Origin of the sequence: Kribbella catacumbae DSM 19601 (assembly GCF_000372465.1) — a bacterium.
GTDB lineage: Bacteria > Actinomycetota > Actinomycetes > Propionibacteriales > Kribbellaceae > Kribbella > Kribbella catacumbae.
In genome coordinates, this window is record NZ_AQUZ01000019.1 from 46200 (window position 1) to 68875 (window position 22676).

At 67.4% G+C, this 22676-nt stretch carries 22 protein-coding genes; 4 read left to right on the forward strand and 18 right to left on the reverse strand.

Annotation, left to right across the window (positions count from 1 at the left end; all coding sequences use genetic code 11):
- The first annotated feature begins 39 nt into the window (after positions 1–39).
- Positions 40–342, forward strand: a complete 303-nt coding sequence (locus A3ES_RS0120530; protein ID WP_157630640.1) for a Kelch repeat-containing protein — start codon at positions 40–42, stop codon at positions 340–342.
- A 202-nt stretch (positions 343–544) separates the two neighbouring features.
- Positions 545–1318, forward strand: a complete 774-nt coding sequence (locus tag A3ES_RS47800; protein ID WP_157630641.1) for a GAF and ANTAR domain-containing protein — start codon at positions 545–547, stop codon at positions 1316–1318.
- A gap of 181 nt (positions 1319–1499) precedes the next feature.
- On the opposite strand, the gene A3ES_RS54135 is transcribed toward A3ES_RS47800, so the two are convergent.
- Positions 1500–1703: a hypothetical protein gene (locus A3ES_RS54135; RefSeq protein WP_157630642.1), complete on the reverse strand. Its 204-nt coding sequence runs from the start codon at positions 1701–1703 to the stop codon at positions 1500–1502.
- Positions 1704–2495: 792 nt separating this feature from the next.
- On the opposite strand from A3ES_RS54135, the gene A3ES_RS47805 reads away from it, so the two are divergent.
- Complete coding sequence (locus A3ES_RS47805) at positions 2496–3473, forward strand: DUF1444 domain-containing protein (protein ID WP_157630643.1); 978 nt, start codon at positions 2496–2498, stop codon at positions 3471–3473.
- A gap of 95 nt (positions 3474–3568) precedes the next feature.
- On the opposite strand, the gene A3ES_RS0120550 is transcribed toward A3ES_RS47805, so the two are convergent.
- The 7 genes from A3ES_RS0120550 to A3ES_RS0120580 form a co-directional block, all read right to left on the reverse strand.
- Positions 3569–4294, reverse strand: a complete 726-nt coding sequence (locus A3ES_RS0120550; RefSeq protein WP_020388726.1) for an ABC transporter ATP-binding protein — start codon at positions 4292–4294, stop codon at positions 3569–3571.
- Positions 4291–5073: an ABC transporter ATP-binding protein gene (locus A3ES_RS0120555; protein ID WP_026163050.1), complete on the reverse strand. Its 783-nt coding sequence runs from the start codon at positions 5071–5073 to the stop codon at positions 4291–4293. The genes A3ES_RS0120550 and A3ES_RS0120555 overlap by 4 nt, the downstream gene beginning before the upstream one ends.
- An 11-nt stretch (positions 5074–5084) precedes the next feature.
- On the reverse strand, positions 5085–6896 hold the full coding sequence (locus A3ES_RS51395) for a branched-chain amino acid ABC transporter permease (protein ID WP_020388728.1): 1812 nt from the start codon (positions 6894–6896) through the stop codon (positions 5085–5087).
- Entirely contained in the window at positions 6893–7987 is a 1095-nt protein-coding gene (locus A3ES_RS0120565) for a branched-chain amino acid ABC transporter permease (protein WP_020388729.1), read from the reverse strand. Before A3ES_RS0120565 ends, A3ES_RS51395 begins: the two co-directional genes overlap by 4 nt.
- 66 nt (positions 7988–8053) lie before the next feature.
- Complete coding sequence (locus A3ES_RS0120570; protein WP_020388730.1) at positions 8054–9328, reverse strand: branched-chain amino acid ABC transporter substrate-binding protein; 1275 nt, start codon at positions 9326–9328, stop codon at positions 8054–8056.
- A gap of 112 nt (positions 9329–9440) precedes the next feature.
- Entirely contained in the window at positions 9441–9854 is a 414-nt protein-coding gene (locus tag A3ES_RS47810; RefSeq protein WP_020388731.1) for an aconitase X swivel domain-containing protein, read from the reverse strand.
- Positions 9851–11149: an aconitase X gene (locus tag A3ES_RS0120580; RefSeq protein WP_020388732.1), complete on the reverse strand. Its 1299-nt coding sequence runs from the start codon at positions 11147–11149 to the stop codon at positions 9851–9853. The genes A3ES_RS47810 and A3ES_RS0120580 overlap by 4 nt, the downstream gene beginning before the upstream one ends.
- 197 nt (positions 11150–11346) lie before the next feature.
- On the opposite strand from A3ES_RS0120580, the gene A3ES_RS0120585 reads away from it, so the two are divergent.
- The gene (locus A3ES_RS0120585) at positions 11347–11763 is read left to right on the forward strand and encodes a DoxX family protein (RefSeq protein WP_020388733.1); all 417 of its coding nucleotides are present in this window, start codon (positions 11347–11349) and stop codon (positions 11761–11763) included.
- A 17-nt stretch (positions 11764–11780) separates the two neighbouring features.
- On the opposite strand, the gene A3ES_RS0120590 is transcribed toward A3ES_RS0120585, so the two are convergent.
- The 10 genes from A3ES_RS0120590 to A3ES_RS0120635 form a co-directional block, all read right to left on the reverse strand.
- Complete coding sequence (locus tag A3ES_RS0120590) at positions 11781–13472, reverse strand: fibronectin type III domain-containing protein (protein WP_020388734.1); 1692 nt, start codon at positions 13470–13472, stop codon at positions 11781–11783.
- Positions 13473–13541: 69 nt separating this feature from the next.
- A complete protein-coding gene (locus A3ES_RS51400) occupies positions 13542–14234 on the reverse strand; it encodes a hypothetical protein (protein WP_020388735.1) in 693 nt (230 codons plus the stop codon).
- Entirely contained in the window at positions 14227–14778 is a 552-nt protein-coding gene (locus tag A3ES_RS0120600) for an RNA polymerase sigma factor (RefSeq protein ID WP_020388736.1), read from the reverse strand. The genes A3ES_RS51400 and A3ES_RS0120600 overlap by 8 nt, the downstream gene beginning before the upstream one ends.
- A gap of 43 nt (positions 14779–14821) precedes the next feature.
- Complete coding sequence (locus A3ES_RS51405) at positions 14822–18511, reverse strand: 5'-nucleotidase C-terminal domain-containing protein (protein WP_020388737.1); 3690 nt, start codon at positions 18509–18511, stop codon at positions 14822–14824.
- A gap of 165 nt (positions 18512–18676) precedes the next feature.
- A complete protein-coding gene (locus A3ES_RS0120610) occupies positions 18677–19009 on the reverse strand; it encodes a hypothetical protein (protein WP_020388738.1) in 333 nt (110 codons plus the stop codon).
- A complete protein-coding gene (locus tag A3ES_RS0120615) occupies positions 19009–20391 on the reverse strand; it encodes a DUF4331 domain-containing protein (protein WP_020388739.1) in 1383 nt (460 codons plus the stop codon). The genes A3ES_RS0120610 and A3ES_RS0120615 overlap by 1 nt, the downstream gene beginning before the upstream one ends.
- 10 nt (positions 20392–20401) lie before the next feature.
- Entirely contained in the window at positions 20402–20656 is a 255-nt protein-coding gene (locus A3ES_RS0120620; protein WP_020388740.1) for a twin-arginine translocation signal domain-containing protein, read from the reverse strand.
- 212 nt (positions 20657–20868) lie between these two features.
- Positions 20869–21273, reverse strand: a complete 405-nt coding sequence (locus A3ES_RS0120625) for a hypothetical protein (protein WP_020388741.1) — start codon at positions 21271–21273, stop codon at positions 20869–20871.
- Between the two features lie 66 nt (positions 21274–21339).
- Positions 21340–22428, reverse strand: a complete 1089-nt coding sequence (locus tag A3ES_RS0120630) for a class I SAM-dependent methyltransferase (RefSeq protein WP_020388742.1) — start codon at positions 22426–22428, stop codon at positions 21340–21342.
- A complete protein-coding gene (locus tag A3ES_RS0120635; protein ID WP_020388743.1) occupies positions 22425–22652 on the reverse strand; it encodes a hypothetical protein in 228 nt (75 codons plus the stop codon). Before A3ES_RS0120635 ends, A3ES_RS0120630 begins: the two co-directional genes overlap by 4 nt.
- Between the last annotated feature and the right edge of the window lie 24 nt (positions 22653–22676).

Below are 22676 nucleotides of genomic sequence, written 5' to 3' on the forward strand. Positions count from 1 at the left end.
TCTTCAGAAGTAGTTCATCCAGGTCGAGGCGGTGTGTTCGTGGCACCTGTGCAGGCATCCGCGGCCGAGAGCAACACCTGGAGTGTCACCGGTGCGCCGGTTCAGGCGACCGGTTGTCAGACCGCGACGACCCTGCCCGACGGACGTGTGCTTGCCGTCAGTGGCCAGGGGGCACTCACCGAGCTCTACCGGCCCGCCAGTGGCACCTGGCAGGCCACGGCGAACATGAACCGGAGTCGTACGTCGGCAACCGCGACCCTGCTGCCGAACGGCAAGGTGCTCGTCGCCGGGGGCTTCAGCGGCACAACGGTCGAGGAGTCCGCCGAGCTGTCGGCATGGTGACGCCCGGCCTGGCTCTGGGCACTGTCGCCCAGACGTCAGCACAACAGCACCGACTCCGCGGGAGCACCCGCACCTCGTAATCGCCACCAGGCGGCGTAGGGTTTGAATTGCCGTCGCTGTTCATCTGTTGCTGTCCACCCTCCGCCCCAGGGCCCAGCCTGCGGCGGGGAGCAGGTCGGTCCGGGCAGGAGCGGGTGGCGCCGTGGCTACAGATCGTCAAAGTGACGAGCCTCTTGTGGATGTGCTGGGCTCAGTGCATTCGTTGCTGCTCGACGGTCCCGGACTTGAGGACTTGCTCGTCAAGCTGGCAGGCATGGCGGTGAAGGTGGTGGAGCCGCCGGCCTCGTGCAGCGTGAACACTAGGTACGACGGGCAGCCTCACACGATCGTGACCAGCGATCCACGGGCCGCGTTGATCGACGAGCAGCAGTACAGCCTCGGCGAAGGGCCCTGCCTGGACGCCTTGAACGGCAAGGTGGTCGATGTCGCGGACCAGGCGAGCGAGTACCGGTGGAGCCGTTACCGTGAGTCGGCGCTCGAACTCGGGGTGACAGCATCTCTCAGCTTCCCGCTGATCGTCGACGACCAGATCATCGGCGCCTTGAATCTCTACGGATATGACCGGTCGAGCTCGTTCAGCGAGGCCGATCGGGAGCGGGCCGCGGCCGTCGCCGACCATGCCGCCACCACATTGGCGTTCGCGGCGCGAGCGGTGCGGCAGTCACAGCTGAGCGAGCAACTGGAGCGGGCGTTGGCCTCGCGATCGGTGATCGACCAGGCACTCGGCCTGCTGATGGGCCAGCAGAAATGCGATGCCAGAACGGCCTTCGAACTGTTGCGCCGCCATTCGCAGAACACCAACCGCAAACTGCGGGACGTCGCCGCCGACCTCATCACCAGACTCACCGGACAAGCGCCGGTCGACAGTCGCACCTTTGATCTTGACGATGACTCCAACGGCTCACCGAGCGGCTGACTCGCCCGTGGATGATCCGCTCCGGGAGGAACGCCAGGACGTGACCCGGCCCGCGTTTCTGGCCGCACACGTCCTGACGCCTGTGTGTACCTCGCAGAGAGGGGTAGAACGCTCGATGTGACCCGGCCCGCCGTTCTGGCCGCACACAACGTGGCGCCTGTGACAATCACCCCTACGCCGGTCACAAGTTCCCTGTGACGTCCTCCTCCGCGAACCCGCCGCGGCGAGTGGTCAGCTCGGCAACGATCTGCTCATGGCCGGCCTGTGCCTCCACCAGGCTCGTCCAAGCCCATCGACCCGGTCGGCTGCTCCCAGCGCAGTGGACCAAGGTCTCGAAGACCGGTGGCACCGGCGTCGGCAGCAGCAGCCCCAACCAGATCGTCATGATCTGAACGTGGTGGCCACCCCCGCCCACGCGGTCGCACTCGATCACCACGTACTCACGCCGGGCGGACAAGGCCAGCCAAGTACTGCGGTTGATCGGGCGCCCGTGCCTGTCGACATACGTGAGTCTCGTTCGCGGCGCCATCACCGCCGTGCCCGTCAGCCCGCCCGACCGATCAGTTCGTCGTTGCCTCTGCGCCGATCACCGCAGCAATGAATCATCCACGCCACTGTTCTCACCCCTGATCGTTCGCGTACCGGCTCGGCGGTGGGATCTGCACGGTGTGGCGATGGCGAATCCGGACCACAACTGATCAGGCCGAGCGCGGGCACAGCGCAGTACAGCAGATGACCTGGAGGCGGTGGGATCCTCGATCTCCGTCGACACCGGCGGCACCCCTGGCCGCCTGGCTGTTCTCCCAACCAGGCGCCACGATAGACAACACCACGCCCGCTGACAACCCTTCAGCCGCCCACCGGGCATGTACGCGGCAGTTCTGGGCTCGATCGGCTCGGCGGCCGCCCCTCCAAGTGCACAGTGACAACGACCGACCAGTCAAAGTTGCCCACGGCAAGAACGCGCCTTGGTGCGGGGTGATGGTCGGCAGGCTTTGTGCGACAGGCTTCCTACTCGGCGAAAACGCCGCCATCAGGGACGGTCAACGCCCATGGGCTCGGTCATGCCGCTCCAGACAGGCTGCGATTGCCTCGAGCACCGGTTGTCCACAGGTTGCGAAGTCGTCCGTTCCGGGTCTCTGAAAGCCCATATGTTCTTGGGTAAAGGAGGTGCTCGATGAGTGCTGGCAAGGCCAAAGACGGCCGTCGGAGTGGATGTGGAAGCCGTCGGCGGCGCAAGCAATTGGACGGGTGGCAGCTACATCCGGTGTTGAGCCCGCTGACGACGAGTCAGGCGGAGCGGCTGGTGCGCCTGTCCGAGGAGGCGGTCGCGAAGCGCGGACTCTCGATGCGGTACGACGGTGCGGGGGCGTTCGTGCCGGTTGGAAGCAACGGCGTTCAGGTGCGGGACGGCGCGTCGGCAGGTCTCATAAACCTCGCACGGACCGTTGCCGACCTGCCACGCCAGCAATGGCGCTCGGCGGTGGCGGCGCACTTCGACCAGATGACCTCTCCGCACGGGCCGCCACCGATCCCGGACGATCTGGAGAACGAACTCTACCTCCGACTGGTGTGCGCGGCGACGATCGACCCGGAGATGAGCAGAGGTGTGCCCGAGTTCGCGCCAGGCGTGCTCACAGTGCCGGCGACGTACGTCGGGCGTGGGGTGGCCATGCATTTCAACATCGACAGCCTCGGCGTGCCACCGGAGGAAGCCACCAGGATCGGGCTGGCGAACCTACGCAGCCTCCGGGATGACATCGAGACCGTGCGTTTCGACGGTGCCGAGCTCACCTTGCTCACCGGCAGCATGTTCACCGCGTCCCGGGCACTGGTGTTCGACACTGTGCTGCGCGAATCATTGCAGGTCGAGAACCCTCCGTTCGGCTGCCTGGTCGCGATGCCGGCCAGAGACATGCTGTTCGTGCACGTACTGCGAGATCAGACGATGCTCAAAGCACTACAGGTGCTGATAACAACCGCCAGCAGCATGTTCAGCACTCGGCCAGGCCCGGTCAGCCCACACGTCTATTACGTGACCGACCACGAATGGCACCAAGTCACCGACTACAGCACCGGCGAGCTCCGTCTCCGCGCCATCGGCCAGCTCGAAGACGCCGCGCAACGCCTCGGAGTCAGCGACACAGCCGCCTGAATTCGCCACCTCGGCGGCTTGGCTGGGCGAGGCAGCGGGCCGGGCCAGGCATCGTGGCGGAGTGGCGGAAGGAGTTACCTCATGAAGACTCGGGCTTACAGCTTTCCGAGGTAGGCCTCCTGCATCCGGGGGTTGCTCATCAGCCTCTCGGCCGTGTCTGCGAGCACGATCTTGCCCGTTTGCAGAACGTAGCCGCGGTCGGCGATCGAGAGGGCCATTCTGGCGTTCTGCTCGACTACGAAGACTGTGGTCCCTTGCTGGTTGACCTCGCGGATGATGTCGAAGTTCTGCTCGACCAGCACGGGAGCCAGCCCCATCGACGGCTCGTCCATCAGGAGCAGCTTCGGACGTGCCATCAGCGCCCGGGCCATCGCCACCATCTGTTGCTCGCCACCGGACAGCGTCCCGGCCCGTTGGCTCAGCCGTTGTTTCACCTTGGGAAACAGGGTGAAGACTCGCTCGAAGTCTTTGGCGATCTCCCCGGAGTCCTGTCGCAGATAGCAGCCGAGTTCGAGGTTCTCGCGCACCGTCATGCGTTTGAACAGCCGGCGGTTCTCCGGAACCATCGACACCCCGAGGCCGACCAGTCGCTGCGTCGGCAGTCCGGTGATGCGCCGGCCGTCGAGCACGACGTCGCCTTGGGTCGGGACGACATAACCGAGGATCGTCTTCAACATCGTCGTCTTGCCGCTGGCGTTGCCGCCCAGAAGACACACCACCTCGCCGCGGCGGATCTCGACATCGACACCGCGGAGGATCTGGATCGCCCCGTAATGGGTGCTGACATTGCGCAACTCCAGAAGCGGCTTGGTGTCAGTCATGCCGTGGTCGCCTTCCGGCCGAGGTAGGCCTCGATCACTCGGTCGTTGCTCGCCACCTCGTCGTAGCGACCCTGGGCGATCAGCTGCCCGTAGTCCAGTACGACGACCCGCTCCGACACCCCTTTCACCAGCCGCATGTCGTGCTCGATCAGGGCGATCGTGACGCCGAGATCGTCCCGCATCCGCCGGATCAGCTCGATGAGTTCCTCCGTCTCCCGCGGGTTCATGCCCGCGGTCGGCTCGTCCAGCAGCAGCAGTTTCGGATCCGAGGCCAGGGCCCGGGCGATCTCCAGCCGCCGGCGATTGGCGTACGACAGCGAGCGCGCCGGGGTGTCGAACCGCCAGCCGACCAGCCTGCTGCCGAAGAACTCGAGTGCTCGCTCGGCTCGCTGGCGGGTCTCCTTCTCCTCCCGCCGGAATGACGGCGGCCGCAGGACCGCCTTGAGCATTCCCGATCGGGTCCGGCAGTGACGGGCGACCATGACGTTCTCCCGTACGGTCATCTCCGGGAACAGGCGGACGTTCTGGAACGTCCGCGCTATCCCCAGCGCCAGGATCTGGCTCGGTCGAAGGCCGGCGATGGCACGGCCCTGGAAGTTCACTGCGCCCTGGTCGGCGGTGACCATCCCGGTCACGAGGTTGAACAGGGTCGTCTTACCGGCACCGTTCGGACCGATGACGCTGACGATCTCGCCCTCGTCGATGTCGAGATCCAGGCCGTCGACGGCGCGGACTCCACCGAAGTCCTTGGTGAGCCCCCGGATCTCGAACAGTGCCATGCTGACCCCGATCAGTTCGGCTCGTCGCGGTCGGCATCGGTCGCGCCGGTCTCGGGCGCCCCGGCCACCAGCCACTCGTCCTGGGCGACCTCCTGCTCGTGCAGCTCCTCGGCCCGGCGTCCGCTCGGGATGAAGCCCTCCGGCCGTTTCAGCATCATGAAGATCAGCAAAGCTCCATAGATGAGGAAGCGATATTCCTCGAACTCGCGCAGCAGTTCCGGTAGACCGACAAGTACCAGGGTGCCGAGTACGACGCCTGGCACGCTGGCCATCCCGCCCACGATGATCACTACGAGGACGGTGATCGAGACGATCACGTTGAAGCTGTGCGGGAACACCGAGCCGATCTTCGTGGCGAACAGGGCACCCCCGAAACCTGCCAGCACGGCACCGACGATGAACGCCGAGAGTTTGGCGGTGACGATGTTGACGCCCATCGCCTCGGCGACCGCCTCGTCCTCGCGCATCGCCATCCACGCCCGGCCGATCCGTGAGTCCTGCAGGGCGTAGGTCGCGTAAGCCGCGAGTAGCACGAAGACGAAGAGGACATAGAAGAACGCCTCCGGCGTCCGGATCTGGACCGGCCCGAGGCTGATGTCACCGACCTGGATGATCCCCTGTGCCCCGCCGAACCAGGGTTTGAGCCAGTCGGAGATGAACAGCAGCCTCGCGATCTCGCCGAACCCGAGGGTGACGATGGCGAGGTAGTCGCCGCGCATCCGCAGTACCGGTGTGCCGACCATCAGGCCGGAGACCGCGGCGGCAAGGATCACGAACGGCACGGCGAGCCAGAAGACCCACCCGACACCGACGCTCGACTGCGGCGACGTCAAGAGCGCGGTCGTGTAGGCGCCTACTGCGAAGAACGCTACATAGCCGAGGTCCAGCAGCCCGGCGAACCCCACCACGATGTTCAGGCCGAGCGCCATCAGCAGGAAGATGCCGGCGATGTTGAGCACTTCGCTGAGGAACGGCCCGATCACCTGCGGGAGCAAGCCGAGGAGCAACAGGACAGCGGCGAGGATAGCGACTCTGAGAATGCGACGGGATCGGTCGGGCAACTGCTCGAGCCGAGTCCGGACGGGCTTGCGATGCTGGCGCGACGCAAGCAGCTGAAGGCAGAACGCCGCTGCCGCGATGGTGGCGATCCCGGGGACGCTCAGTGCGCCGCTGGCGTCGTACAGGAAGTCGGTGAGCGGCGCGGTCCAGATCCGCAACTCCTGTTGGATCCCGCGGAGCACCTGGGCGACGGCGGGCTGCATCAACGCCAGCCCGGCCACCCATCCCAGCGCGGTCAGGACCGCACGGCGGAACCTGCCGGGGAGCACCTGGAGTACGCCGCCGGCACCGCCCAGCGCGACGTAGAGGCCGAGCAACAACCCCAATCCCGCTCCGAGCTCCAGACCGAAGGTCAGGATCCGGGGACCATCACGGACGAGTTCGGGCGTGGCATTCAGGAAGACGCCGCGGATATCGAAGCTCGCGACCAACACCACGAACAGCGCTAACGTCACGCCACTCGCGAGCCCGGCCACCAGCCCGGCGAGGACATTCCGCCAGCCAGGACGCCGGGCGGTGAACCCCTCGAGCACCGGCTCGGGCCGGCCCGCCAGGTAGCCGATGAGCAGCGGGACAGACAGCAGCAACGCTTCACCAAGGGCCAGGGAACCGAGCAACAACCGCCCGGAGAACGCCTCGACCATGCCGTTGACCGACACGAAAACAGCGACTGCTCCCCCAACGAGCCCGAGCCGGATAGCCCTCGGTCCGGCCTTGGGGGCGGGGACGAAGTCGATGGCGGCAAGCTCGCCGGTCGCCGTCATCCTCGATCCTCACTCACCCGCTCGCCGAGGATGCCGGTGGGACGGAAGATCAGTACAAGAACAAGCGTCACGAAGGCCACCACATCCTTGAGTTGATGGGCAGCGGGGATCCCGAGCCCGACGAGGACGAGGCTCGGCCCCATCGACTCGACCATCCCAAGGGTGAGCCCGCCGACCGCGGCGCCGGGGATGTTGCCGATGCCACCGAGAACCGCGGCGGTGAAGGCCTTGATGCCGGGCAGGAACCCACTGAGGAAGAACACGTTCTGGAACACCAGCCCGAACAGCAGACCGGCCGCGCCGGCCATCGCGCCGCCGACTCCGAAGACCCTCGCGATGGTGCGGTCGACGTTGATTCCCATCAGCTTGGCGGTCTCCTGATCCTCGGAGACAGCACGCATCGCCTTGCCCGCCTTGGTCTTCTCGACGTACAGGTACAAGCCGGCCATGATCACCAGCGCCGCGACGATCACCAGGAGATGAACCCTGAGGACCCGGAAGCCGAGCAACGTAAAGGATCCGGTCAGTACCTCCACCTCCGGGTAGGACTTCACCGACGTGCCGAACAGACTCGCCATCGTGTACTGCAGGAAGAACGACGCGCCGATCGCGGTAATGAAAGGGATCAGCCGCGGTGCACCTCGCAGCGGCCGGTAGGCAACCCGCTCGAGTAGCAGGGCAACGAGCGCCGACACGGTCATACAACAGATCAGCGCGATGAACAGCGACAGGAACGGGGCTGCCTCCCAGAGCGCCGTTCGCGCGAGTCCGTCGGTGACGAAGTAGCCGGTCATCGCGCCGATCATGAACACCTCGCCGTGGGCGAAGTTGATGAACCGGAGCACCCCGTAGACCATCGTGTAGCCGAGGGCAACCAGCGCGTAGACGGAACCTTGCGCGATCCCGAACACAACAAGGTCGCGCCACTGCTGACCACTCAGGCGGGCGCTGGCGATGCTGCGGGTGGCGCCGACCAGGATCAGCGCGATCGCTGCGATCCGTACCAGCCAGAGGAAGCCGTCGACGATCGGGAGCTGGAATGCCCGCTTGCCGACGACAGGTCCGGGCGGCACGAGGTTGGTTCTGGCCATGTGCCTCCTCGAGCCGTCAGTCAGGCGCCGGGCACCCGGTGTGCCCGGGTGCCCGGTCGCCCGCGGTCAACCGGTTTCCGGCGGGTCGAACGTGAACAGCACGTTGCCCCGGACCTGGTCGATCGTCTTCTCCGTCGGGGTGTTCTGGACGACGTCGATCTTCGCGTCGGCACAGTCGCCGAACTTGTCACACGTCAGAGTCCCGGTCAGGCCTTGGTAGTCCTTGGTCGCGTGCATCGCATCGATCAACTTCTGCCGATCGATGTGCACGGTGCCGTTACTCTCCTTCACCGCCGATTTCTCAATGGCCGCGAAGATCATGTTGACAGCGTCGTACGCGTGCGCGTGGAAAGCCTGAATGGGCTTCTCCCCGAACTTCTTCTCGTACTTGGCGACCAACTCCTGGTACGTCGCCCCGGTCGGCGTCGCGGGCCCGGAGAAGTACATCCCCTCCGTCTGGCCGATGACGATGAACGTATCGGAGAGCAGACCGTCGGCACCGAACAGCTTCTTCGTGTCGGCCAGCAGCGGGAACCCCTTGGCCTGCTTGACGATGAAGTCCGCCTCCGGCTGGAAGATGGGGAAGAACACCACATCGGGTTTACTGGCCGCGACCTCGGTCAGCACAGGCCGCATGTCGGTGTCGCCCTTGCTGATCGCGGTGGCCAGCGAGATGGTGCCACCCAACTCCTTGAAGGAGGAGCCGAAGGCGTTCGCCAGGCCCTCCGTGTACGGGTCACCATCGTGGATCGTGGCCGCCCGCTTCGCCCCGAGCTTCTGGAAGGCGAAGTTGGCCGCCGCGAGGCCCTGGATGATGTCATTGTGCGCGGTCCGGAGGTAGCCCAACTTGTAGGCATCGCCCTGCTTGCCGCGCAAGTCGGACGTCAGCCTCGGGGAGGTGTTCGACCCGGAGATCATCACGATGCCCTTGCCCGAGAGGATCTCCATGGCCGGCACTGCCGCGCCCGAACAACTGCTCCCTACGACTGCGACGATCTGGGGGTCAGCCGCGAGCTTCTGACCGGCGGTGGTCCCGCCCTCGGCCTTGCACAGGTCGTCCTCCACCTGCGTCCGGATCGGGTGCTGCTCGAGTAGGTTGCCGCCCTTGTCTTCGATGGCGATCTCGACCGCTCGCACCTGGTCCTGCCCCAGGCTCGCAGTGTCGCCGCTGATCGCTTGGATGAGCCCGATCTTGATCGGTGCCCCTGGTTCGACGGTGACGGCGCCCAGCGGGCCCGGCGTGAATTCTGCGGCCTTCTGCTCCTCAGGAGCGCAAGCGGCGCCGACCAGCGCCAACGCACCGACGAGACAGGCCACGAACTGATATCTGCGTGTACCCATCGCACCTCCTCCAGGAGGTTCTGTGCTGCGCCACGAAGCCGGTGGCGACTCAATCGATGCTACTCCGAGGAGAGACAGCAGGACCCAACTACTACTCCACGTGCCCAGGCGGCTACCAGGTGACCGTGGCGCCGCTTGACGAGGCTCGGACCCGGACCACGAGATCACCCGGAATGTCTGCGTGCCGCTGTGGTTCGACCACGAGGATCGGAACGGCGATGCCGTACAGCTCGGCGGCGACGATCGCACCGAGGACGAGGATCCCGTCTGCCCTGGCCAGCACGATCGCGGCCGGGGCCGCTCCCGACCTGATCTGCTCTGCCAGCACGCTCGAACTCGAGCTTGATCCTCGTCCCGACTCCAGCAGGAGTACGCGGCCCACCAGGACTGCGCCGTACTGCGGGTGGTGCGGGTCGACGATGCGTCCGCTGTCGTCCGTGCCGCCCCAGAAGGAGAGCGGTTCGGTCAGCCGAATGGTGCTGCCCACTGCGGCACCGTTGGTGAGCGCCTCGGCCTGAACCATCATGGCGGTCCCTCCACAAAGAGAGAGTTGTCCAGAGCGATGTGTCCGAGCCGGGCGGATGCCACGCACTCGTGGATCGAGCCGACCACGACATCGACGTTGATGTTGCCGGGCGCGTAATGGGCCCATTTCGCCGAATTGGTCATCACGTTCTTCAAGCCGGGAGCCAGGATCGACGTCACGTACGTGCAGGTGTCGACGACCACGGTTACGCCGGCGGACTCGAGGATCCGCAGTACGCCGCTCTGCTCGGCCTGTGCCATCGTCGCCCTGCCGGTGGACAGGTAGAACGCCACGTCGCGGTGGAGCGGAGGACCCTCGCGGAGTAGGTCGGCGAGCAGTTCGCATTCGGCGTACGACGCGTGTGGTGTCCCGACGCTCACCGCGTCCAGGCGACCCGACGAGAACGTCGACAGCTCGGCCCGGGTCGCCCTGAGGACCTCCCGGCTGACTTCGTTCGTGCTGTGCGGAGGCCTGCCCTGGAGCGCAAGCTCCAGGGTGGCTGCCTCCGGCGTCACACCGACGACATGGAACATCGCAACGCCACCGGACGATGCCGCCGCCGCCCCGAAGGCCTTGAGCCTGTCCTCACTGACATCGGTGGGTATGCCGACCAGGACTGGATTCTCAGTACCGGCCACCGAGCCGACGTAGTGACCGAGGAGTGGGTAGGCCAACTCGGTCCGGAGGAAATCGCGACCGAGGAGACCACAGTCGAACACGACCGTTCCTCTCCTGGCCTCGTCCGTCTGCAGTCCGGAGAACGGTGCCCGTCCCGTGATCGCGGCACAGATGTCCAGGAAGTCTCCGTACCGGTCCGTGCGTGCACCGAGCACCGAGTTCGCGAACACGATGGCATTCGACTCCGCCCACGCGATGTGCTCGCCCACTGCGGGACGCCCCGCCAACTGGTACGGCGCGCAGGTCCAGGTGGCCTTACACCCGAGCGCCAGGTACGCCGACATCAACTGTCGCCCCTTCAGTGCGACCTCCCGCTCGGCGTCGGTCTTCGTGCGAACCAGACCCGGGTGGAGCAGATCCACCGACCCGACATTCAGCGTGGTGGGCACCCGCACGGACGCGCCGAGCTCGACCAGGCGAGTGGCGAAGTCGAGGCTGACCTTGCCGTGGTACAGACACGAGTCGACATGCGCCGAGGTGACCTCGACGAGGCGCGACGCCCCAGCGGCCCGGCTGAGGCCGACCACAACCCGCATGGCCAGAGCGACCCCGTCGCCATCCGCGCCGTGCAGCATCCGCCCTTCATCGGCCGTGAGGACCAGCTGAGTCCTGGACATCCGCGTCCCATCGTCAGGTTCAGCGCGCCAGCCAGGCACGATGCTTGCGCACAGCACCCTTTTTACGCCATCCAAGTCGCGAACTGGCGGTTCGAGCGGGATCATGGGAGTTGACACCTCGCGACTGCAGCGATCGACCGTCTGGCCTGGACGCGTGTCGCGGATGCCGGCGTCCCTGCGAACACCTGGAGGTTGTCATGGATGTCGTCGTACTGATCGGGCGGATCCTGTTCGCCGCACTCTTCGCGGTCTCCGCCTACGCGCACTTCGGACAGACCGAAGCGATGACGAACTACGCACGCAGCAAGGGCGTCCCGGCTGCGAAACTCGCCGTGCTACTCGGTGGCGTCCTCCTCACGCTGGGTGCGTTGTCGATCCTTCTCGGGTTGTGGCCGGACCTCGGCGCTCTGCTGCTGGTGGTCTTCCTCGTCCCGACCGCGCTGCTCATGCACCCGTTCTGGAAGGAGACGGACGCCTCTGCGAAGCAAATGGAACAGGTCCAATTCACCAAGGACACCGCGCTGGCCGGCGCGTCCCTGATGCTGTTCGCGCTGTTCGCACAGGTCGGTGACGACCTCGGCCTGGTGATCGTCGGTCCTCTGTTCAACCTCTGATCTGCCAGCGAGTGCGGTCAGCGTCGTCGGGTCTTGCCGGTGGCCGTGTTCGAGTACGTCGAGACCTCGTCGGCGTCGAAGGCGCGGACCCGGTAGCTGTACTGGGTGTTCCGTGCCAGCCCGCCGTCGATGTACGCCGTGACATCGTGCCCGACCGTCGCGACCTGCGCGAACCCCGTGCAGCCGATGCCCTGGCAGCGCTCGATCCGGAACCCGTCCTCAGTACCCGCGTTGTCCTGCCAGGTCAGCCGAATCTGGCTGACCGACACCCCGGTCGCGGCCAGGTTGCTGGGGGCAACCAACGCGGGCGCGGCCGCTGCGGGGAACTGCAGCGTCACGATGTCGTCGGCTGTGCCCTTGGACGACAGGTAGTCGTTCCAAGAGGTACCGGTCACCACGGCGGTGTCGGCACCGTCGACGACAAGCCCGGCGACCCGGTCGTCGCCACCGACTGGGCCATTGAATCGGTGCCGCCACAGCTCCCGGCCGTCCGGGGCGTAGCGAACGGTGAGGTAGTCGTCGTTGTGCACGAAGACGTTCCTGGCGGTACCGGCCAGCGTCACCGCCCCCGTCGAATCCGCCCGGACCGACAGCGCGGAGAGCGCGTCCTCCGCGTTCACCGTGAGCGGGGTCGACCACACCCGTGCGCCAGTCGCGTCGTACCGGGAGACCGACGACACCCCCGGCGGCTCGAGGAAGAACCCAGCGAGCACGAACCCGCCGGAAGTGTCGGCGTCCACGCTCGCCCCGCCGGCCCGGATCGTCTGCAGCAGATTCCCGCTGCGGTCGTAGCGCAGTGTGATCGGCGTCGGCACGGCGTACGGGCTGGCGCTCTCGGCTGTTGTACCGGTCACCGTGATCCGGCCCGCGGCATCGAGGTCGAGGTCGGCCGGTGTCTCATGGCTTCCGGCGGTGTCGGTCCAGCGGGCCTGCCAGACGACGTTCCCGGCCGGGTCATAGGTGAGCGTCTCCAGGTCGTTCGTCAGCCCATCGCCGGCGTTCTTGGTAAAGCCGGTGACGACGAGATTGCCATCCGGCGCAAGCATCAGGTCGGCGACCCGGTCGTCGTTCGTCCCCGGTCCGCTGTGCCGGCGTTCCCACAGCAGCGCGCCTGCGGCGCTGTACTTGTGGGTCGTCCAGTCGAAGGCCTGGTTCTGGTTCTGGCCGTAGGAGAACCCGCTGACGTAGACGCTCCCAGTTCCGTCGACCGCCACCTCGGTGGCCTGGTCGAAGCCCCGGGCCGGGCCGTCGTACCGCTGTGCCCAGCGCTCGACACCGTCGGGCCCGAGCTTCACCACCAGGTAGTCGATGTTGTTGTTGAAGATGACGCCGTCGCCGGTCCATCCAGCGGCGTACACGTTGCCGGCGCCATCGGCGGTGACGGCCAGGGCGCTGCCGCCGACTCCGCCGCGGGACCCGCTATACCGGCCGGTCCACAGCACGGTGCCCTGCGGGCTCAACTTGACCACCGCGAACGTAGATCCGCCGCTGGCGCTGTCCACGGAGCCTCCGACGTACACGTTGCCGGCGGGGTCAACCGCGATCGAGTCGGCCCGGTCGTAGCCCCCGCCGTGGAAGCGAACCACCTGCGGGGTCTCGGTGGCTGTGACCTCCGAGGCGGCCATCGCCATCCCGCCGGGTACGACGCCGAGCACCATCACCGCCGCCAGCAAGAGTCGGGACACGGGCAGGTTTGGTGTACGGCGCATGGCGACCACCCCACTGTGGATGAGAGCTCCTTAGGTAGTACGGCGTGGCCGCCCGCGCGGATTGGTCGGTCAGCGGGTCAGTCGGGCCGACAGCACCAGCCGGCCGTCGCCGTCGATGATCCGCAGCAGCCTGGCGTCGTGCACGGCCACTGGAATCGCCGCGCCCCAACCGCGCGATCGGGTCAGGTCGACACCGGCGGCGAGCCGACGGGCGCTGCCGTCGCGGATCACCAACTCGACCGCGTACCCGCCGGCCGGTAGCCCCTCGGTCACCGTGACAAACATCCAGGCCGGATTGCCTTGGTAGCCGAACACCGCACCTCGCTGTACGCCGCCGAGATCGCGCAGCGCGAACGCGACGAAGTACTGGCCGTTCGCCGTCTGCAGGCTGCTCCGCAGGCCGGCCGCAACCTCCCGGTCGTCACGGCCGGACCAGTACACCGCCCCGCCGGACGCCGACGCGACCAGCAACAGGGCGGCGGCCAGTCCGAGCAGTCGGCGCTGCACCCGGCGGGGCGGGGCCGCCGCGGGGCCGCCGAGCCGACTCAGCACCGTCGTCTCGAACCCGTTCGGCGGCTCACCCGGCGGCACCAGGGTGAGCAGGTCGTCGGCGAGAGTGGACAGGTCAGCCAGATGAGACCGGCACTCCGCGCACGAGGTGGCGTGCACGAGCACGAACGCGCGGTCCTCGACCGACGCCACGCCGAGCGCCACCTCGGGCGCAAGCTCCCGCACCTGCACGCACCGCCGGGTGTCAGTCATCGCGCACCTCCAGAGCTGACCGAAGCGTGACCAGCGCAGTTCGGATCCTGGTCTTCACCGTGCCCAGCGGTACGCCGTCCAGCTCGCTGATCTCGCGGCCGGACAGGCCGTGGAACAGCGAGAGCAACAGGCACCGCCGCTGCGCCGCCGGGAGCCGATCGAGCGCCCGACGCAGCCGGTCCAGTTCGGCGGGGCTGGTCAGCTCCTCGCCGGGTGCAGGCTCGGTGCTCGGCAGCTGCAACGCGCTCAGCACCATCGGGTCGACCGGCACCGTGCGCCGCAGCCGGACCGCGTCCACCGCAAGGTTGCGGGTGATGGTCAGCAGCCAGGTGGCGACCGTTCCGCGACGTGCGTCATACACCGCCCCGTGCCGCCAGGCCCGGATGAACGCCTCCTGCGCCACCTCCGTCGCCGCCTCCCGATCCCCAAGGATCGCGTACGCCAGGCCGAACACCCGGCCCTGGAACCTCCGGACAAACGCCGCGGCCGTGTCCGGGTCGGCCGAAGCAAGGCCTGCCAGCAGCGACTCGTCGGAGAGACCCACACTGGTAGTACGCGCCGGAGGGCGCCGCGGATTCAACGGGTTGTCAGCCGGTTGGAACCGGGCAGGCGGTCGCGCCGCTCGTCGTACACACGATCCGGCCCTGGGTCGCCGGCGAGATGGTGCCTGCGGCGGCGAGATGGTCCGCGACGACCTGGTCCATGACGTCGCGAGTCGTCGCCCGGCTGCGGAAGTCGGGGTAGCCGTCGCCACCGGCGGCCATGAAGTCGTTCTCGGCGATGGTGTACGTCGATGCGGCGCTGAGGTCCAGCGTCGCGCCGCTGCACGACCCGTCGGCGGCTTGACGAACCGCGCCGATCACACGGCTGCCCGCAGGCCGGGCGATGTTGTAGCCGACGCACAGGCCCGACACCTGCGGGAACCGGCCCGACACGGCAGGCATCGCGGAGACGCCGTTCTCCAGCATGGTCCTCAGCTCGGCGCCGTTGACCTGCAGGGTGACGGCGACGTTTCCGAACGGCAGCACCCCCAGCACCTGCCCGCGGGTGATCGGGAACGGTGGCGGCGTGTACGCCGGGCAGAAGTCGTCGGGACTGTCGGTCGTCGGGCAGGTGAGGTCAGCGCGCAGACCGCCGGAGTTGGTGATCGCGAAGTCCACACCGTACGTCGCCCGCATGGCGTCGGTGACCACATTGCCGACCAGCGATTCGCAGGTACGGCCTGCCGTGTTGCCGCAGGAGTCCGTGCGCGGCACGAACACGGTCGAGTTCCCGATGATTGTGCCGAGGACGGGTCGCAGCTGGGCGTTGAGCTCGTCCAGGCGAGCCTGGATCCGGGCGTCCGGCGTCACTCCGATGTTCCATGGCTGGTGGAAGTCGGCGGTCTGGTAGACGACGTTGCCGGTGGCAACATCGATGACGAGGCGGACCCGGGTGAACCGGACACCCTTGCTGCGGTTCTCCACCACAAGAACGCCGTTGGTGCGGGTCGACACCACCTGGAAGTCGGTGTGGTCGCCGATCACGGTGTCGACCTTGCGAGCCGCGTCGGCCAGGTCGACGAGCGGACCGGACGGGCTGGTCAGCGTGCCCGAGGTGGCACCCAGGTGGCCGAGGGCAACGATCGCCTTGATCCCCTGCTTCTCGAGCTGGGCGGCGCGCTGGTTCACCGCGGCGACCGGGTCGGTGACGACGAACGGCCCGAGCGCGCCCGGCTTGGTCAGCTCGGGGATGTCGGGGTTGGAGAACCCGACGAAGGCGACCTTCACGTCGCCGAACCGGAGTACGCGGGACTTCGACCACTCTTCTGGAGTGTCACCGGTCCGGGAGTCGAGGATGTTCGCGGACACGTACTTGAAGTCGGCGAGCGGGATGAGCTGCTCCCGCAGGTACTGCTCGCCGCGGTCGAAGTTGTGGTTGCCGAGGCCGTCGAGCCCGAACCCCATCAGGTTCATCATCTCGATCGTCGGCTTGTCGCCGAAGAAGGCCGAGATCGGTGGAGTCGCGCCGACCGCGTCCCCCGCGGTCAGCGTGACGTGCCCGTTCCGGGCCTCGGCCCGGTAGGCGTCGAACCACGGCTTGAGGAACGCGGCCCCACCGATCGCGAAGGACGGGTTGCTCGCGCCGCCGCCGGACAGGGTGTCGGCCGTCTCGGAGAGCGGCACCAGCTGGCCGTGGTAGTCGCTGATGTCGAGCACCGTGACCTCGCGTAACGCCCCGGAGCCTTGGATGGCGTCATAGAGAACCTTCCCGCGCGCGTTGTGCGGTCCGGGGATGCCGAGCAGGAAGGCGACCGTGGGCGCGACGTCGATCGCCCGTACGCCGGGCAGTGGCGCGCGTGAGCGTATCCCCGGCCCTGAGGCGATGAAAGTGCCATGCATGTTGACGTTGTGCGCCAGGTCGACCAGGTTCGGCAGGTAGCCGTGCTGACCGAAGAACTGCGAGAACGAGAAGGTCTGCCCGGGAGTCGCCGCATCGGTCTGGTACGGCGGCCGGAACACCACGACCACGTCGCCGCTGCGGCTGGGGTGCAACGAGTCGGAGCCGTCGACATTGCGCAGCTCCTCCTTGCGCATCACCTTGGCGACCACCTGCTTGCCTGGGTTCTCCGCATCGCTCAGACCCTGGAAGGCCGCGACGATCTGGTCGCGCACAGCGTCGTACTGGCTGGCCGGGATCACACCGCCCGGGTCACGGCCGGCCACGCTGAGGTAGATCTGCACGGTCCCGCCGGCGTGGCACTCCTTCGCCTTGGCACCCGGCGCCGCACGGCAGTTGCTGATCTGCTCGGCGCCCAGCCCGAGATTGGCGAGCACCTTGCTGACGTTGACGGCCCTCCACTGCGGGGCGAAGCCGTGGTCGCTCGACACCACCGTCGTCGGGTCGCCACCCATCAGCGACCTGGCCAGCGCGAGCGTGTCGTCCGCCTCGCCATACGCCGACCGGATGTAGCCCTCCCGCACCGCGAGCCGCCCGTCGGGAATGCCGTCGCCGGTCACGTCGTCGAAGTACGGGTTGGGGTCGCCGTCCATGTCGGTCGGTGTCACGAGCCCCATGAACTGGTGGCTGAACTCGTCGGTCACCGGGGTACCGGCGAGCAGCAGGTCCGGCCGAACGCCGAGGTCCTCGATGATGAACCGCAGATACCCGAAATGGGCGTCCTTCCACATCAGGCCCTGCTGGACGTAAGTGTCCTCGTCGACGATCCCTGCCTCCAGCGGCGCGAAGTCGGCGGCGGTGGAGCTGGGGAACCGGGCGTTGAGCGTCTCCTCGAAGCCGCTCGGCGCCGAGCACCCCGGCGCGTAGGTGCAGCCGTTGTACGTGGCGTTGGAGCGGGCGATGGAGGTGAAGTAGATCCGGAACCTCGACAGGTCGGGCGCCAGGTCGACTGCCTTGAGGTAGAACCCCGCGGTGAGCCCGGCACGGCCGCCGGTGAGGCTGACCTTGACGTCGGCCCACTCCCCCTGACCCAGATCGGCTGCCGCCGCGTCGCCGTCCTTTCCGGCAGTGGCCGGTACGACGAGCACGTGGTCGTAGTTGGTCGTGGCGTCGTCGGTGGAGTCGAAGATGTACAGGTCGTAGAACCGGTCGACGTTGTCGGCGGACGGGAAAGCCGTGTTCGTCAGCTTGAGCCGCTCCTGCCTGGCGGGGCTGTACGACGCCGGTACGCCGGTCCAGCCGGTCGCCGCGTCAAGGTCGACCCGGTTGTAGGTGACACCGAACGCGTTCGCGCCCGCGGGCTGACCGGGCAGGTCGTAATTGAGCAACACCCCGCGGTCGGAGAAGAAGGTGCGGAAGTCGACGACCGGACCCCGCAGAGCTGGTGCATAGCTGCGAGCGCCGACCCACTCGACCGCGGCAACCGTCTTCCCGGCTCGCTCCGCCGCCTGGGCGATGGTGTCGCTCTGCAGGATCCCGGTCGCGGCGAACGACGTACGGTTGTTGAAGTTGCCCTCGCCGGTGCGGTGGAAGGTGTTGTTCGTCGAACCGTGCTCACCGGGCCAGGTACCAGTCGAGAGCGTAGCCCAGCCGACACCGGTGTTCGGCGGGAAGCCCTGCGTGAGGCCGTTGGCACCCTTCACCCCCGCCGCCTGCAGCGCCGCCATCGTCGGAACCGCGCCCTCCGCGGCGTACCGGTCGACCAGATCCGGCCGCATGCCGTCGGCGGCGAAGAGCACCACGCGGCGGTCAGCCACCTCCGCCGCGGACCGCTCCAACTGTGTCGCCCCGGCGGGCACCCCCAGCCACGAAATCGACACGGCCAGGGTCGTCGTCATAGCCATCAAGACAGCAATATTTCGGCGCATCTCCGACCTCCGCAGGACGCCCACCCCGAGCTACCCACCTACTCGTGACGGTAACCCCACCACAGACGTCTGCAAAGCCCTGGCGACCCAGCCGACCGGGCGCGCAGCCCCGCTACGGTTCTATCTCTCGTCCCGTCAATCGGGCGGACGGGCCTCTGGCCATGTTGCGTCGGTGACTTCGCCCCCGGTGACGGTTACCCGCAGCTCGACCTCGCCTGAGGGTCGCCGGTACAGCTCGTAGTCGCCTTCGGCCAGTTCTGAGAACACTGCTGAACAGACCGGCCCCGCCGGCGTCGGCCGCCGCAGTACCTCGACGTGCGGGAGATGGCCCGCAGACGGCACCATCGGGCGCGCCTCGATCTCGGTGCCCAGCAGTTCCTCGGGCATCGCGATGAGCAGCGCACCGACCTGGCCGCCGATGTCGAGCAGCACCGCGCCCTGCCCGGCGTACGGGTTCTCCTCGGACATCAGGCCGCCGGGATCCCCGGCTTGGTCTGGTACCCGCCGGCCGGCGTGCCCAGGTACGGGAAATGCGCCAGGTACGGCGCGTTCGTGTTCGACGTGCCATCCTTGATCGCGCTCGCTGCGCCGTCCGGGGTGAACGACGGGTCGACGAGCGGGATGGTCAGCCCCGCGACGGCGCGGAGCTCGACGGTCACGACGTCGTCGAAAACCCTTCTCCCATTGGGGAATCCTGCCGCGTCGCCCGCGACCAGGCCGAGCGGGTGCGGGGTCGTCGCCGGCGGTACGGCGAGATTCAGCCTGAGCATGTCCGCCTGCACCGGGCCGGTGAAGTTCTGGAAGCCGGGTACGACGCCGCTCGGGATGCCGGTGAGCAGGATCGCGGCGAGGTCGGCCCGTGGTTTGGTGTAGGCGGCCAGGTTCGGGAACACGCCCGGGTACAGCACCGGCAACAGCCCGGCCAGCTCCGGCTTGGTGACGTACTTCGCGAACTCGCTGTCGGTGTACGGCGGGAGTGAGTTCCAGCGGTCCTTGGACGCCATCGGCACGATCACCTCGTTGAACAGCGGATTGCCCAGCCGGGAGACCTGCTGGAACGGGCCGTGTCCGCTGGTGCGGCCCTTCTTCGCGTCGAAGATCCGCGACTTGTGCCGACTCGCCGTCGCCCAGACCCCGATCACCGACTTCGGGCTCAGCACGTCGGTCGGGGTCTGGCCGTCGCGGGTCAGCTCCCGCCTCGGCACCTGGATCGCGATGGTGTGCACGTTGAGGCCCTGGGTACCGTTGACGCCGACCGCGGCCGCGGACGGGATCAGGTGCAGGTGCTGGAACGGGCGCAGGGTGCCCAGGTCGAAAATGCTGCCCAGGTCGACGAAGAACCCCTCGGCCCGCTGCCCCGCGAACACTCGTCGGCCACCCGACAGGTGGTGCGTGGCCTGCGGCGTGAATCGGGCATAGTCCGGCGTACTGCGAGGGCCGATGTTCACCGGTGGCGTCAGCAGCCCGGCGCCGAGCACCTGTGGCTCGTCATCGCCGCGGGTCACCTTGGTCACCGAGTACAACTGCGGCCGGTTCCAGTTCGGATCACCGATCGAGCCGATCGGGCCGGTGTTGTACAGGAACGTGTTCTGGTTCCGGATCCGGGTGCGGAACCGGAACAGATAGCTGACGTCCGCCCGCGCGTCCCCGCGGTTGGAGACATGAATCCCGTACAGCACATCATCGCCGAACTCGTAAAAGTTCGGCCCGCCCTGCGGCGACTGGAACGGGATGAAGTTGGCGATCAGCGTGACCGTGTCCGGCCGGTCCGGGCTGACGAACGCGTAGACATCGGTGTTGTCGGCCACCGGGTCCTTCGAGATCTCCGGTGCCTCGCGATGCGACGACATCGCCGGCCCCTCAGTCCCGGCCCACAACGCGACCGGACGCACGAACGAGCCGGGCGACCAGGTCGGCATCATGGACGACGACCTCCTGCTCGCCGACCATGATCGACACCTCCGAGCGGCCGACGTTACCGACATAGGCGACGAGCGGGCCGCTCGACTCAGTGGTGAATGTCGCCGGTTGTGCGACCGCCCCCGGTGTCGCGACGGCAGCGGCACCCGCTCCCGCCATCACCAGGAAGCCGCGGCGCGTGGCATCGCTCCTCATGACTCACCCTCCCTATCGGAAGTCCTTGCCGGACCTGGCCCCTTCCGAACACCATCCACCCAACGGAGCCGGCCGTAAACCCGCCGAGCCCCTCATCTTCACGGCGTGATCGACACAGAACGCAGCGCGGTCTCTAGCTAGGCGGGCGGTTCCATGTGGCCGAGCTGAACCAGCATGCTAGTGGCGTCGTAGTAGATCGCACCTTCCAACAGTCAGCGCTGGATGGGGCACTTGAAGTCGTTGTCAGGAACGAGGCTGATCGTGACGTGACCCGCCGCCGCGGCGGCGAGCACCGCCCCTTCGGAAGTCAGCAGATACGGTGCGACGTTCCACGTGACGGCGTGGAACTTCCAGTCGCCGCCGTGGTAGCCAGCCGATCCTGGACCGACGGCGACAACCCCCTTCTGGCCCTCGACTCCGCCCATCACGGCGTAGAAGTTGTCGCGACCGGCGTCGGGTGAGGCCGCCGGCGGTACGACGGTGCGCACGACGACTCCATCCAGGTAGCAGCAGCCGTCGGGGAACACGAAGGGTGGGCGATCGGCCTGTGCGGTGGCTGGGAGCCAGAACAGGAAGACGATCACGGTGGATAACAGTGACGACACGCGGAGTTTCATAGTGCCTCTCCCCTCACGATGTGTGTGGGGCCAACGCTAGGCGCGGCGTTACTCCTGCTCCGTTGGTCATGGGTCGAGGCGGTAGAACCGCCAGAAGTCGTGCTCGATAGGTAATACGGTGGTGGTCGCGAAGCCAGCGTCATCCGCGTAGCTGCGCAGGGTGTCCGGCCTCATGACCGTTCCGGTACCGGCCGAGTCGGCCTCCGTGAGCGCTGCGGGAAGACAGTGCAGGGCACTCCAGCCGTAGTTGAACCTCTCCAGGTCGTCGCCGGGCGCTGTAAAGGACTCCGCCACCTTCTCGTCGCCCACAAGCACCGCCCCACCCGGCGCGAGCAAGGCCCTCCCGGCTCGCAACGCGGCGACCGGGTCGGCCATGTCGTGCACGGTCTCGAAGAACGTCACCAGGTCGTACCGTCCGGCCAGGTCAGGGCTGCCGGCGTCCCGGTAGCCGAAGCTGACGCGGTCCGCGACGCCTGCGGCCTCGGCGTTGTGCCTGGCCTCGGCTACCGACGCCTCGTCGAGATCGATGCCGTCGACATGTACAGCGGGATAAGCCCGCGCGATGGCGATGCTGGACCAGCCGGCGCCACAGCCGAGATCGGCGACGTGCGCGGGACTCGTCGTCAGCCGCGCCTCGATATCCGGCAGCGCCGGGATCCAGTCCGCGGCCAGCTGATGGAGGAACATCGGCCGGTTGAGCCGCGCGATGCCGCCGCGCAGATCCTCGCCGTACGCTGCGTACGGCACCCCTCCCCCGCTCCGGAACGCTTCGAGTACTGCGGGCAAACTCTGTCCGATGCTCGCGAACAGAGGCGCCAACGGCACCAGGTAGTTCAGGCTGTCGGGGTCCGTCATCACCTCGGCGACCTCGTCCGGCAACCGGTAGCGCCTAGCACCCGGGTCCTCATCGTCGGCTGTGACATCGACGAACCCGGCGACCGCCTGCTCCTCCAGCCACTCGCGTGCGTAGCGTTCGGCAATCCCCGCGCGGGCTGCCAGGTCGGCAGGGGTTGTTTCGGACGCCTCGCTCAGGGCCGTGTACAGCCCCAGCCGGTCGCCGACGTACACGTGCAGCAGCTCAAGCGCGCCGATCGTCGCCTGGAACAGTTGCTCAACAACTGCGTCCCGCCGTCCGGTCTCGACAGTCGCGGTCATGCTCCCTCCCCTCCGCGCTTCGTCAGCAGTGGCTTCAGGGCCAAGGCGGCGCCGACGACGAGAATCGCGGTGGCCAGGTAGATCAGGCCGGTGAAGTTGCGGACGAAGAAGATCACCGCGTACCCGATGGATGCCAGGCCGGCGACCGCCATCAGCGCCGAACCCATGCGCAGCGCGGGCGATTCCGCCGCGGTCGATGCTCGATGACCACCGATCGTTGCCATGATTGTTGCCTCCTTCAACTAATG

Coding starts and splice junctions, on each gene's coding strand:
- A3ES_RS54135 (WP_157630642.1), bottom strand. CDS start 1,703: ATGACGATCTGGTTGGGGCTGCTGCTGCCGACGCCGGTGCCACCGGTC.
- A3ES_RS47805 (WP_157630643.1), top strand. CDS start 2,496: ATGAGTGCTGGCAAGGCCAAAGACGGCCGTCGGAGTGGATGTGGAAGC.
- A3ES_RS0120550 (WP_020388726.1), bottom strand. CDS start 4,294: ATGACTGACACCAAGCCGCTTCTGGAGTTGCGCAATGTCAGCACCCAT.
- A3ES_RS0120555 (WP_026163050.1), bottom strand. CDS start 5,073: ATGGCACTGTTCGAGATCCGGGGGCTCACCAAGGACTTCGGTGGAGTC.
- A3ES_RS51395 (WP_020388728.1), bottom strand. CDS start 6,896: ATGACGGCGACCGGCGAGCTTGCCGCCATCGACTTCGTCCCCGCCCCC.
- A3ES_RS0120565 (WP_020388729.1), bottom strand. CDS start 7,987: ATGGCCAGAACCAACCTCGTGCCGCCCGGACCTGTCGTCGGCAAGCGG.
- A3ES_RS0120570 (WP_020388730.1), bottom strand. CDS start 9,328: ATGGGTACACGCAGATATCAGTTCGTGGCCTGTCTCGTCGGTGCGTTG.
- A3ES_RS47810 (WP_020388731.1), bottom strand. CDS start 9,854: ATGATGGTTCAGGCCGAGGCGCTCACCAACGGTGCCGCAGTGGGCAGC.
- A3ES_RS0120580 (WP_020388732.1), bottom strand. CDS start 11,149: ATGTCCAGGACTCAGCTGGTCCTCACGGCCGATGAAGGGCGGATGCTG.
- A3ES_RS0120585 (WP_020388733.1), top strand. CDS start 11,347: ATGGATGTCGTCGTACTGATCGGGCGGATCCTGTTCGCCGCACTCTTC.
- A3ES_RS0120590 (WP_020388734.1), bottom strand. CDS start 13,472: ATGCGCCGTACACCAAACCTGCCCGTGTCCCGACTCTTGCTGGCGGCG.
- A3ES_RS51400 (WP_020388735.1), bottom strand. CDS start 14,234: ATGACTGACACCCGGCGGTGCGTGCAGGTGCGGGAGCTTGCGCCCGAG.
- A3ES_RS51405 (WP_020388737.1), bottom strand. CDS start 18,511: ATGACGACGACCCTGGCCGTGTCGATTTCGTGGCTGGGGGTGCCCGCC.
- A3ES_RS0120610 (WP_020388738.1), bottom strand. CDS start 19,009: ATGTCCGAGGAGAACCCGTACGCCGGGCAGGGCGCGGTGCTGCTCGAC.
- A3ES_RS0120615 (WP_020388739.1), bottom strand. CDS start 20,391: ATGTCGTCGCATCGCGAGGCACCGGAGATCTCGAAGGACCCGGTGGCC.
- A3ES_RS0120620 (WP_020388740.1), bottom strand. CDS start 20,656: ATGAGGAGCGATGCCACGCGCCGCGGCTTCCTGGTGATGGCGGGAGCG.
- A3ES_RS0120625 (WP_020388741.1), bottom strand. CDS start 21,273: ATGAAACTCCGCGTGTCGTCACTGTTATCCACCGTGATCGTCTTCCTG.
- A3ES_RS0120630 (WP_020388742.1), bottom strand. CDS start 22,428: ATGACCGCGACTGTCGAGACCGGACGGCGGGACGCAGTTGTTGAGCAA.
- A3ES_RS0120635 (WP_020388743.1), bottom strand. CDS start 22,652: ATGGCAACGATCGGTGGTCATCGAGCATCGACCGCGGCGGAATCGCCC.